At 41.5% G+C, this 12574-nt stretch carries 10 protein-coding genes and 1 other RNA gene; 5 read left to right on the forward strand and 6 right to left on the reverse strand.

The window, feature by feature from the left end:
* Positions 1-80: 80 nt before the first annotated feature.
* The 3 genes from RMA95_RS17410 (at position 81) to RMA95_RS17420 (ending at position 3025) form a co-directional block, all read left to right on the forward strand.
* Positions 81-536, forward strand: coding sequence for a very short patch repair endonuclease (locus tag RMA95_RS17410; protein WP_311072212.1), 456 nt, complete (start codon positions 81-83; stop codon positions 534-536).
* Positions 537-677: 141 nt separating this feature from the next.
* Positions 678-1739, forward strand: a complete 1062-nt coding sequence (locus tag RMA95_RS17415) for a DNA cytosine methyltransferase (RefSeq protein WP_311072213.1) — start codon at positions 678-680, stop codon at positions 1737-1739.
* Positions 1740-1747: 8 nt separating this feature from the next.
* Positions 1748-3025 carry a DNA cytosine methyltransferase gene (locus tag RMA95_RS17420; RefSeq protein WP_000331936.1) on the forward strand — a complete coding sequence of 426 codons (1278 nt, stop codon included), beginning with the start codon at positions 1748-1750 and terminating at the stop codon, positions 3023-3025.
* 46 nt (positions 3026-3071) lie between these two features.
* Here the strand turns inward: RMA95_RS17420 and ssrA are convergent.
* From ssrA to RMA95_RS17445, 5 genes are all read right to left on the reverse strand, one after another.
* Positions 3072-3430: a transfer-messenger RNA gene (gene ssrA / locus RMA95_RS17425) on the reverse strand.
* A 167-nt stretch (positions 3431-3597) separates the two neighbouring features.
* Complete coding sequence (gene ggt / locus RMA95_RS17430) at positions 3598-5583, reverse strand: gamma-glutamyltransferase (RefSeq protein WP_311072214.1); 1986 nt, start codon at positions 5581-5583, stop codon at positions 3598-3600.
* A 305-nt stretch (positions 5584-5888) separates the two neighbouring features.
* Entirely contained in the window at positions 5889-7415 is a 1527-nt protein-coding gene (locus RMA95_RS17435) for a DHA2 family efflux MFS transporter permease subunit (protein WP_311072215.1), read from the reverse strand.
* A gap of 6 nt (positions 7416-7421) precedes the next feature.
* Entirely contained in the window at positions 7422-8573 is a 1152-nt protein-coding gene (locus RMA95_RS17440; RefSeq protein ID WP_002052058.1) for an EmrA/EmrK family multidrug efflux transporter periplasmic adaptor subunit, read from the reverse strand.
* 267 nt (positions 8574-8840) lie between these two features.
* Positions 8841-9338, reverse strand: coding sequence for a thioesterase family protein (locus RMA95_RS17445; RefSeq protein ID WP_004703260.1), 498 nt, complete (start codon positions 9336-9338; stop codon positions 8841-8843).
* A gap of 142 nt (positions 9339-9480) precedes the next feature.
* On the opposite strand from RMA95_RS17445, the gene hemB reads away from it, so the two are divergent.
* Together hemB and RMA95_RS17455 are read left to right on the forward strand one after the other, a co-directional pair.
* The gene (gene hemB / locus RMA95_RS17450; protein WP_009390517.1) at positions 9481-10494 is read left to right on the forward strand and encodes a porphobilinogen synthase; all 1014 of its coding nucleotides are present in this window, start codon (positions 9481-9483) and stop codon (positions 10492-10494) included.
* Between the two features lie 25 nt (positions 10495-10519).
* The gene (locus RMA95_RS17455; RefSeq protein WP_311072216.1) at positions 10520-11635 is read left to right on the forward strand and encodes an FAD-dependent oxidoreductase; all 1116 of its coding nucleotides are present in this window, start codon (positions 10520-10522) and stop codon (positions 11633-11635) included.
* Here RMA95_RS17455 and RMA95_RS17460 read toward each other — a convergent pair.
* The gene (locus RMA95_RS17460) at positions 11627-12532 is read right to left on the reverse strand and encodes a TIGR01777 family oxidoreductase (RefSeq protein ID WP_263613099.1); all 906 of its coding nucleotides are present in this window, start codon (positions 12530-12532) and stop codon (positions 11627-11629) included. The genes RMA95_RS17455 and RMA95_RS17460 overlap by 9 nt on opposite strands.
* Positions 12533-12574 lie beyond the last annotated feature (42 nt).

Raw genomic sequence — 12574 nt, forward strand, 5'->3', positions numbered from 1 at the left:
GTTAATTTAATATTTGCCCCAATATAACAATTATTCATTTTATTTTTAAGTAGAGATTAAAATAAATATGAGGTATAAGTATGAAAAATTATTCCGGTCAAATAGGCAATGTTGATCCTATACGTTCAAGAAATATGGCTGCGATAAAATCAAAAAATACCCGGGCAGAATTAAAAATTCGAAAAATTCTTCACAAACTTGGATATCGATATCGTTTACATGTAAAAAATTTACCAGGTTGTCCTGATTTATACTTTCCCAAATACAATGCTGTAATTTTCGTACACGGTTGTTTCTGGCACCATCATGATTGTAAATATTTCAAATGGCCGAAAACCAATGCTATTTTTTGGAGAAAAAAAATTTTGGCTAATATTGATAAAGATTTCATCAACATCTCCCAACTTTACAAATTAAATATTAGAGTTTGTATATGGTGGGAATGTACTACCAGAAAAGAAGAAGATTTTGTATGGGCAGTTCGCAAATTTGAGGAATGGCTTAAAAATACCAGTCTTTCATATCTGGAGATATAACTTGTTTTTTACTCACTTTAATCCCTCGAATTTCCAGAAATTAGAATATATAATTTTTTATTTCTATAACGAAGAATTTGACCAGCATTTTTCTTTCAAATCTATTAAAATCCTTCTACGTTTTTTTTAGGCAATACAGTAATGGCATTAAAGAAACCAACTGTCATAGATATGTTCTCTGGTTGTGGTGGACTTTCTCGTGGATTCATGGATGCTGGTTATGACATCTTAATGGGTATAGATCATGAAAAAATTGCTTTAGAAACTTTCGAGTATAATCATGGGAAAGCAATTGGCTTTCAAGGTGATTTATCTAAAAGAGAAACTCTTTTAGATGTCGCAAGAATATTACGGACAAAAAAAGTTGATGTGATAATAGGAGGCCCACCTTGTCAAGGCTTTTCCTTATCAGGAACCAGACAAGAAGATGACTCTCGAAATAGCTTATTTCAATCAATGGTTGAAGCAGTAAAACTATTTCAACCTAAGGCTGTTGTTATAGAAAATGTTCCTGGCCTAGTCACTCTTTATGATGGAAAAGCCAAAAAAGCCATTCTCGATCAACTTGGTTCCTTAGGGTACACTATTAACTTTAAAACTCTTTACGCTCCTGATTATGGTATTCCACAAATAAGAAAGCGTGTTTTTTTTGTTGGATTGAAGAACGGGAAAGAATTCAATTTTCCAGAACCAATTCTAACGCAAGAGAACTACATCACATGTGAAGAGGCAATTAGTGATTTACCTAGTCTAGAAAATGACTTAGGCAAAGATGAAGTTCAATATTCAGTGCTTCCACAATCTCCATATCAAGAGCACATGAGAAAGAACTCTATGGTACTTTTTAACCATGTCGGTACTGCCCATACAGAAATGGTGAAAGAAGTAATATCTCTAGTTCCAGAAGGCGGAAATCACAAAGATCTTCCTGAAGGTATAGGGACTAGCCGTAAATTTAATGTAGCCTGGACCAGATATCACAGCCAAAAACCATCAAATACTATTGATACAGGTCATCGCAATCATTTTCATTATAAGTGGAATAGAGTACCAACAGTCCGTGAAAATGCCCGATTACAAAGTTTTCCAGATGACTTTATATTCAAAGGAAATAAGACCCAACAATATCGGCAGGTCGGCAATGCTGTACCTCCATTACTTGGTTTTCATTTAGCAAAAGCTCTAAAAAAATATTTAGCTTAAAGGTAGAAATGGCATACACATTTATTGATTTATTTGCAGGTTGTGGTGGTTTTTCAGAAGGTTTCCATAAAGCTGATGGCTTTGATTTTGTAGCCGCAGTTGAATGGGAAAAAGAGCCTGCATTGAACTTAATTCATCGTTTAGAAACGAAATGGCAAATTAAAGATGCTCAAGATAGAGTTTTAAGATTTGATATTCAAAGAACAGATGAACTTTTCCACGGATGGGATAAAGATCCTAAGTATGGTTCTCACAAAGGTTTAAACAGTATTATTGGTAATAAAGTAATCGATATTATTATTGGAGGACCTCCGTGCCAAGCATATTCTATTGCAGGACGAGCACAAGATAAAAACTCAATGAAAGATGATTACCGCAATTATCTTTTTGAAAGCTATATTAGGGTAGTTGATAAATATAAGCCCAAACTTTTTATTTTTGAAAATGTTATTGGTTTGCTCTCTTCAAAACCCAAAGATAAATATGTAGTGGATATAATAAGAGAAGAGTTTAGTAAGCATGGTTATACGATTATTTCAGATTTAAAAAAATTTGCCTTACTGGATATGTCTCTTTTTGGTATACCACAAAAAAGAAAACGACTAATAATTATAGGGATTCGGAATGATATTTGTGGTGATGCAGAAAGTATTTTAAAAGAATTTTATAATGATACACTATCTAATTATCATGAACCTCTAAAAACAGTTGCACAAGCAATTGGAGATTTACCTAAATTATTTCCGATGCAAGAATATTGTCTTAATGGAAAGAAATATTCACATTCTCAAGGTAACGAGAATATACTGAATCATACTCCTCGTTTTCATAATTTAACGGATATTGAGACCTTTAAATTATTATCTCAGGACATTGAAAATAATGAAAAAAAATATATTTCTACCGAAAGCTTATTAAAACTTTATACAGAGAGAACAGGGAAAAAATCAGCTATTCATAAGTATTATGTTTTACGCAGAGATGAAGCTAGCAATACTATTCCAGCCCATCTACATAAAGATGGCTTAAGGCATATTCATCCTGACTCCTCTCAAGCTAGATCCATAACAGTTCGTGAAGCTGCTCGATTACAAACATTTGATGATGACTATCATTTTATCTCTTCAAATGGGGCTAACTATAAAATGATTGGCAATGCTTTACCTCCTTATTTTTCTTATAAACTTGCTTTAGCAATACGGCAACTTCTAAAAGAGTTATTAAAATATAATCAAACTAATACTTCTAACAATAAAACCAACATCTACTCAATAGAATTTAATTAAATAAAAAAAACCCCAAAACTTTCGTTTCAGGGCTTTTCACGAATCTTGGTGGAGATGGCGGGAGTTGAACCCGCGTCCGCCAGCATTACGCTCGAGAATACTACATGCTTAGATATCGTCTATTGTTTTAACACCTTGTGACCCGACGAACAGGGTACAAGTTGCGATCCTCTAGGTTTGGTATAAAGCCCCGAGGCTTGACTCTATACGGACTTGTGTGCGTGCGCTACGGTCGGGTTCCTAGACCACAAGTATTCTAGGAAGCGGACAAACTGCCCTTAGGCAGCTAGAGCGTAAGTTTCGTCGTTTGCGACTAAAATATGCAAATTTGATTTACGAGAGAAAATGCGCTCTCGGCATGCATCTATGAGTTTCATTACCAGCGTCGAAGCCAATAACATCCCCATGAATGTCTGAACATCATAGCATAACTAAAATAAAATGCTGTGCAATTTATCAACAGTCTGCTACTGATGAACATATTTACATAATTGAGTCCCTTTTGTTTTTTTCAAGGGTCACATAAAAAAGCTGCCAAAAATGACAGCTTTTTTAAAGTTTGGTCTATAGGCTTATAAAGCACCATTGCCTAAAACAATTCCTTCACGGCGTGGGTCTACTCCACCTGCATATTTACTTTGATTATTTATATTTACTTTCATAATCGTTGAAATACCGCTGGTTTGCGCAGAGTTCGATATGCCATGCCCTTTGGCTTTTAAGCCCGCAATCAAATCAAGCATAGAAAGCTGTACATTCGAGCTATCGATATTGGTCGTTGGGCTATTGGTCGCACCAAAGTTTACAAGTGAAGTGGCCTGCTGTGCATTTAAGTTCCAGTCCAATGCACCCACCAAAGTCTTAACCACATATTGAATGATGGTACCGCCACCTGGTGAACCTGTTGCCATATAAAACTCATCTGGCGTGGCGCCTTTAAACACCAAAGTTGGCGCCATGGTACTACGTGGGCGTTTGCCACCTTCTACACGGTTGGCAACCAGAGCCCCAGTGCTGTCATAAGGGTTCGCGCTAAAGTCAGTTAACTGGTTCGACAGCAAGAAACCATCCACCATGTGGAATGAGCCCATGCTCGATTCAACAGTCGATGTCATTGAAACCACATTGCCATAGGCATCTACAATCGTGAACTGAGTCGTGCCATGTTCAACAGTGGTGTCCACACCTGCCGCTGTATTGAAATTACCTGCTGGTGCTACGCCCATACTTAGGTTCGGGTTAATCAGTGCTGCACGTTGTTTCAAGTAGTTTTTATCAATAAAACTTGGAATACCCTGTGCTGGTAAACGAACAAAGTCGGTATCTGCGACATATTTGTCACGATCGGCATAGGCCAAACGCTCTGCTTCAGACACTAAATGCACGCCCATTACATCCGGCACACCACCTTCATTTTCAGGATTTTTAGGTGGATAAAGCGACATATCAAAGTTTTCTAAAATACCCAATGTTTGCGCAACCGCAATCCCTCCCGAAGATGGAGGTGGCATGGTACATACATAGTAACGGTTACGATACGTCGTACAAATCGGGTCGCGTTTTTTCACCTGATAGTTCGATAAATCCTGCAAGGTCATTAAGCTTGGAGTAATTGGAGTTCGTGCTGGGTCATCCCCTACGGTTTGCCCTGCTTTTGCCACAATGGCTTGGGCAATCGGGCCAGTGTGCAGTGCATTTGCGCCTTGCGAGGCAAGTGCTTCAAGTGTTCTGGCATAGGCTTTATTGGTCATGGTCTCCCCGACTTTACGAGGTGAACCATCTGGGTAGAAATAGGTTGCCATTGCATTTGCATCAAGCGCTAAGCTGTTTGCATTACTTGCAATGGCATCTGCTAAACGGCCCGGAATGCGGAAACCGTTGTCAGCCAAACCAATCGCTTCGCCAAAAAGCTGGTTCCACTTGAGTTTGCCATGTTCTTTTTGTGCTTGTTCAAGCAAACGCATCACACCCGGCACACCAATCGAGCGACCACTACGGCGCGCGCTTGGTACAGGTACTGGTGAATTTGGGTCATATATATCTTGGCGAATTAAATAATATTCGTTGGCTGCGGCTGGTGCAGTTTCACGACCATCGTAAGCAGTGACTTTTTTGGTTTTGGCATCGTAATACATCATAAAACCACTACCAGCAATGGTGCTCGATTGTGGCTCGACTAAACCCAGTACAGCTTGTACCGCAACGGCAGCATCGACTGCACTACCGCCTGCTCTTAAAACATCACAGCCCGCTTTTACCGCAAGTGGTGTGTTTGCCACCACCATATATTTATCTGCGTATTTAACCGTGTTACCAAGTCTATAACCCGATGCACCTTCAGGCGCTGCTGGGTCACCATTTTGGTTTGAACCGACCACCACGCTTGAACCGTCTTGTGCCAGTTTGCTACAACTGGTTGGGTCATTATCTACAATTAAATTGGGCGGGGTTGTATTTGAATCATCCTTGGGCTGATCTGACGAGGAGTCATCTCCACATCCTTGTAATAAACCGACTGCTAATAAACTACTGAACAAAAATGAATATCTTTTATTCACGTGATAACTCCAATATATACGCTTGCCTATCCATGCAATTGCCATGCAAGCTTCTTTGTTTTCAGGTATTAAGTTTTTTTAATCTTTGATAAAAATAAGGTTTTATAATATTGAATGTTTAAGGGCGTTTTATCCTGTGCCCTGTATTAAGCCTCCTTGCTTGATATTACACGCTTTTATATTTGATCTGCCCGATTCTGGCATGCTTTATTTAGCGAAATACAGGCAAAATCTACCATTTATAGACCTGCTCTATTTTTTAATAGATCTAAAAAAAGCACCTCCGAAGAGATGCTTTTTTGTGTTTAGTGAGATGGCATTCCGCTGACATCTCCTTTAGGTTTCGGACACAGCCAAATGACCAGCCCCGCAAAAACAAACACCATCGCAAACAGTAAAAATACATGGTTTGCCGACATGGTAATGGCTTCTTTATCAACGAGGTTTGAAATAATCCCTAAAGTCGAGTCAGCCGAAAAACCATTTTGCGCAAGGTTATTTTGAACTTCGGCAGTATTTAGGTTTGATACCATTTCACTACGTGCAACTTTAGCGTGGTCGTCCCACACGGTCACTGCAATTGACGCACCAATCGCCCCTGCCATGGTTCTCAAGAAGTTCATAAGACCCGCAGCAGATGCAATCTCTTGCTGGAGTACCGAACCGAGTGCAATATTCGACAGTGGAATAAAGAAGAACGGTACAGCAAAACCTTGCAGGATTTGCGGCCAAGCCAGAGCCATAAAGTCGGCGTCTGTGGTCCAGAATGCCCGCATTAAGGTCACGCCACCCAGCAATATCAAACCAAAACTCGCTAGTGCTCGTGGGTCATGTTTGGTCGAAAGCTTTGCCACAATCGGTGACATGGTCAAACTACCAAAGCCCATGGTTGCGGTTAAATAACCAGCCCACGTGGCGGTGTAGGAAAGGTTCATTTGCAGCCACTGCGGAATCAGTACAATACTGCCAAAGAACGCTCCAAAGCCGAGCGACAAGGCCAGTACCGAAATTGCAAAGCCCCTATGCCTAAAGACTTTGACATCCACGACGGGGTGTTTGTCGGTCAGCTCCCATATGAGGAACACCACAAAGCCTATGGCGGCAGTTAAGCCTAATACCACAATGCTGGTGCTATTAAACCAGTCGCGTTCGTGCCCCAAATCGAGCATGAGCTGTAGTGCGCCAATCCACAAAATTAACAGACCTAAACCAACAGTATCGATTCTTAAAGAAATTGTTTCTGTTTCGGCTGGTTTAAGCAAACGGATTGCCGCTAAAACACAAACAATGCCGACAGGTATGTTAATAAAGAAAATCCAGTGCCAAGACAGGTTATCACTAATGAGACCACCTAAAATTGGTCCTAAAATTGGTCCGACGACGGTAGTCATTGCCCATAGGCCCATTGCCTGTGCATGCTTTTCCTGAGGGAAAATACGCATAAGCAAGGTTTGACTGAGTGGCATAAGTGGACCACCACAAAGTCCCTGCCCAATACGGAAAAACACCAACATTTCTAATGAGGTTGCCAAACCGCACAGGAAAGAAAAGACCGTAAAGCCAATTAAACCAAATATAAAGACCCGCACTGTTCCAAAGCGGCCAGCTAGCCAGCCTGTTAAGGGTACACAAATCGCTTCTGCAACTGCATATGAAGTAACGACCCATGTCCCTTGTGTACTTGAAACAGCAAGGTTACCGGTAATGTGCGGTACAGAGACGTTGGCAATGGTCGTATCAAGTACAACCATAAAGTTCGACAAGGCAATAACAAACGCTGCCAGTAGTAAACGGCCACCGCTTAACTCGGCAAAAGGTGTTTGCGTTTTCATAAGCGTTTACTTCGCAGATAAGTCGACTTTTGCTTCCATCGACAAGCCAACACGCAGTGGGTGTTCAGCAAGTTCTTTCGGGTCAAGTGCAATACGAACTGGTAAGCGTTGAACCACTTTAATCCAGTTACCTGTTGCGTTTTGAGCCGGAATTAAGGCAAAGGCAGAGCCTGTACCACCAGAGAAACCTACCACTTTGCCGTGATATTCAACGTCATCACCATATAAATCTGAAGTCAGTGTCACTGGTTGACCTGGACGGACTTTTTTCAACTGACTTTCTTTAAAGTTAGCGTCTACATATAACTCGTTCAACGGCACAATCATCATCATGCTAGCACCCGGTGCAACGCGTTGACCCACTTGAATATTACGACGGGTAATTACACCATCGACTGGGGCACGAATTACGGTACGTTCTAAGTCAAGCTGAGCTTGTTCAACATGGGCTTGTGCAACTTGTACATCCGGAGTCGATGTTTCACTTACACCCTGAATTAAGGCTTCGTTTGCAGCTAAAGTACTTTCAGCAGCTTTACGGCTTGAAGACGCTTGCGCTAAACCAGCTTTGGCAAGCTCTAGCCCTGCTTTAGCTGTTTCAACCGCACTTTGTGCTTTAGTCAATTCTTCTTTAGACACCGCACCAGAGGCAGCAAGCTGCGCACGGCGGTTGAGTTCTAAAGCTGCTTTGTCGTAGTCGGCCTGTGCTTGTGCAACCTGTGCTTTGGCACTGTTAATTTCGTCGGCACGAACTACAACTTGAGAATTTAATGAACTACTGTTTGCCGCAGTCTGTTTGTATTGGCGTTTTGCTTTGGCAAGTTCAGCCTCGGCTTGAGCCAATGCAATTTTGGCATCACGGTCATCAATACGAACCAGCACATCACCCCGATGTACTGTTTGAGTATCATTTACCAAAACCTGAGCGACCTGACCGCTCACCATTGAGGTAATTTGCGCGGTTTCTGCACCGACATAAGCATTATCTGTACTCACCGAGTGATTTAAAAATAATGCCCAAATTGCATATAAAATAGCGGCGATCAATAGAATCAGCGCAAAAAAACCAAGAAATTTTTTGCGCTTGTTTTGGTTGTTGTCATCCGAGGCAGATGTTGTTGGCACTGTTTCTTGTACATTGCTTTGTGCATCAGTCATGGTATGTTCCTAAAGATGAGTTGGCTTTGCCATCAATCTCGCACTACACCTTGTTATAGAGTTTTTATTATTCTATGAACAAGACATATCGCATTGTCAAAGCAGTCAATTTTAACGCTAAAACCTCATGATATGAGAATAAAAAAATATAACTCATGCGTTCGTTCTAATTAAATTAATGTTTATCTCAAGATTTTTATGAAAATTCCAGCTTTTCAAGCACTAAAAAAAGCGCACATGGCGCTTTTAAATCGTTCAATTCATCGCCTAATAGGCATATGAAGCGATACCCGCAGCGATGGCTTTATCTTCATCATTGACCATCGTCATACGCATAGTGCAGCCCTTACGACCTAAACGTAACACTTCCGCGCGTGCAATAAAATACTTACCGCGTCCTGGCGCCAAATAATCTACACGCATATCAACTGTTGCCAAACGCGATACTTGCTTAATGGTTTCGGTTAAAGTTTCTGGGGTCGAACGGCGATAGAGATGTTCCATTGCTACAATTCCACCAATACTGTCGAGCAAAGTTGCAGCAACGCCGCCATGCAAAATCTGAAATGCCAGATTACCAATCAGGTTAGGTTGCATCTCGATATAGCCTTCAATGTGACCATCTACCACACGCATAATCATTCCACTATGCTTAAAAAAAGGAGAGCTATTAAACGCCTTACATAATTGGTTGAGAACCACAGTTAGGTCAGTTTTTGCACCTAAATGGATGTTCCCAGTCCAATTTTTCTTTTCATCACTCATACATTGCCTAAATTTAAAAGCATGATAAACACCCATAATTTTGTACAAATCCAGCATTATGGGGCTACAATACAGCAGTCGGTTGACAGTAATGGAATATCCGCCAACCTATCCTAGTGTAATACCGAACATCGAGATTGTTATGACTTATACGTTCAATCGTCCTGCATTTCCAGCCACTCGCATGCGCCGTATCCGTAAAAATGACCAGTTGCGTGCGATGGTCAGCGAAACACAGCTCACTACCAATCACTTGATTTATCCAGTATTTGTATTACCAGGACAAAATCAGACCCAAGATATTCCAAGTATGCCAAACATTCAGCGTTTGTCGGCAGATTTGTTACTGAAAAAAGCTGAAAGACTTCTAGAGTTAGGCGTATCAAAACTGGCTCTTTTTCCTGTAACACCTCAAGAAGATAAAAGCCTCACCGCAGAAGCTGCATGGCATGAAGATGGTTTAGTTCAAACCACTTGTCGTTTGCTTAAAAAAGAATTGCCAGAAATGGTATTAATCACTGATGGTGCACTCGACCCATATACGACTCATGGTCAAGACGGCATTATTGATGACACTGGCTATGTGCTAAATGACGAGACTGTAGAGTGCTTGATTAAACAAGCCTTAAGTCACGCTGAAGCAGGTGCCGAAGTGATTGCTCCTAGTGACATGATGGATGGCCGTATTGGCGCGATTCGTCAAGCTTTAGAAGCCAATGGTCACATCTATACCAACATCATGGCTTACTCAGCGAAATATGCATCTAGCTTCTATGGCCCATTTCGCGATGCTGTTGGCTCTGCATCCAACCTAAAAGGTGGTAATAAATATAACTACCAGATGGACTTTGCCAACCGTGCCGAAGCGTTACATGAAATCGCGCTTGATATTCAAGAAGGCGCCGACATGGTGATTGTAAAACCGGGCATGCCATATCTGGATGTGGTACGTGAAGTGAAAGATACCTTTGGTATTCCGACATTCATTTATCAAGTCAGTGGCGAATATGCGATGTTAGCTGGCGCAATTCAAAATGGCTGGTTATCAGACTCAGTGATTTTAGAATCGCTCATGTGCTGCCGCCGCGCTGGTGCAGACGGAATCTGGACTTACTTTGCAGAAACCGCTGCTGAAAAACTCAAGGAAATGAACTAAGTTCGCAGAGAAAGGATAACACTGCATGCATATTGCAATCATTGGCGCGGGCATAAGTGGATTAATGTCTGCGTTGGAGTTGGTTGAACAAGGCTATAAAGTCAGCATTTTTGATCAACAACAAGCGGGACAAGCAGCCTCTTGGGCTGGCGGAGGCATTCTTTCTCCGATGTACCCGTGGCGCTATGTGCATGCAGTGAACCAACTTGCTCAATTTGGTAAAGCCTCGTATCAAGCATGGAACCAAAAGCTCTACCCTATTACAGGGATTGATTTTGAAATTCATGACACAGGCATGCTGATTTTTGATGAAGAAGATTTTGACGTTGGACTTTCCTACGCCGAGCAACATCAAGAACCGATGCAACGCTGCGAATATTTACAGCGCGATGCCCTAGAACAAGTCAATCCGCATATCTCTGATCATTTTCAAGAAGCCATTTATTTTCCTGAACTGTCTAATATTCGCAACCCGCGTGTATTACAGTCCCTGATTAGCTATTTAAAACAACATCCAAATGTTGAGTTTTTTGAACACGCTGCTGTCAAAAAACTGATTCAACAAGGTGATGCCATACAAGCACTCCAAACCGAAGACGGTCGCAAACATACAGCAGACCATTTTGTAATAACTTCAGGCGCTTGGAGCCATTACTGGAACTCACAATTACAACTCGAAATTCCAGTCGAACCTGTGCAAGGTCAGATGCTGTTATTTAAAACCCCTGCTCACTGGCTACCGACCATGTGTATGAATCGAGTGATGTATTTGATTCCACGTATGGACGGGCATATTGTGTGTGGGTCTAGCATGGCACATCGTGGCTTTGACACCTCTACCGATGAAACGACTCAGCACAATATTTTAGAAGCGTGTTTAGAAATGGTGCCTGAACTGGCCAATTTCCCGATTGTACATCGCTGGGCAGGACTCAGACCAAGTTCACCAAATGGCGTCCCGTACATTGGCAAAATGCCTGAAATGGATAACCTCTGGGCAAACTTTGGTCATTTTAGAAATGGTCTCTGTATGGGCGCAGGCTCTGCACAATTGCTCCGTCAGCTTATGCTGGGTCAACCGACATTGGTGGATGCCAAAGCATATTCGCCAGAGCGTTTGCAAAATAAAATCTTAGCCTGACGCCAATATATTCTCTAAAGCCATTTTTAATTGCGGATAGGTAAACTCAAATCCTTCAGCTTGTAAGGCTGCGGGTTTGACGTATTGCCCATTTAAGATCAATTGCGATTGTTCCCCTAATAAACAGCGAAAAACCGTGCTAGGCGCTGACAACAGTGGTTTCTTATTGAGTACCGCGGCAGCTTGCTCAACAAAGATCTTTTGGGACACGTTTTCTGGCGCTACGACATTGTGAATTTGGGCAGATTGAGGATGCTGAAATATAAACTCGATTGCGCTTAACACGTCTTCAATGTGTACCCAAACCACAGGCTGACGGCCGTGACCAATTTGACCAACTAAATTGAGTCGAATCGGAAGCAACATTTTAGGCAAGATGCCACCGCCCTGCCCAAACACTACGCCTAAGCGAGTAATTTTAGTATTTTGCTGAGTATCTGCTAAAGCTGCGTGTTCCCACTCTTGGCAAAGCTGAGACATAAAAATAGGCTGTGGTGAGCTTTGTTCAGTGCACACCTCTGCCCACTTTTCTTGATCATCTATTCCGTAATAGCCAATCGCCGAACCAGACACAATCACTTCAGGAAAAATTTCAGATTGCTTGAGCCATGCATACAATTTTCGGGTCGTGTTTACTCGGCTTTCAATGAGTTGTTTTTTACGTGACTCGGTCCAGCGTTTTTCGCCAATATTTGCACCTGCCAAATTCACTACATAATCAATTTGACGGGTCGAAATATCTTCAAACTTTTGTACCCACTGCAAGGCAGGATGGTCAGATGTCTTTCCAGCCTGCCTTGTAACAGCAATCACATTATAATTTTTTTGTAATAGGAACTTAATTAAATGCGTTCCGATAAAACCACTAGCACCCGTGATTAATACATTCTTATTCATATTTCCTCCTAAGCTGAGGACAACTGTTTTATTTGATTATAT

It is taken from the genome of Acinetobacter sp. V110_1, from assembly GCF_031798975.1.
Classification (GTDB): Bacteria; Pseudomonadota; Gammaproteobacteria; order Pseudomonadales; family Moraxellaceae; genus Acinetobacter; species Acinetobacter nosocomialis_A.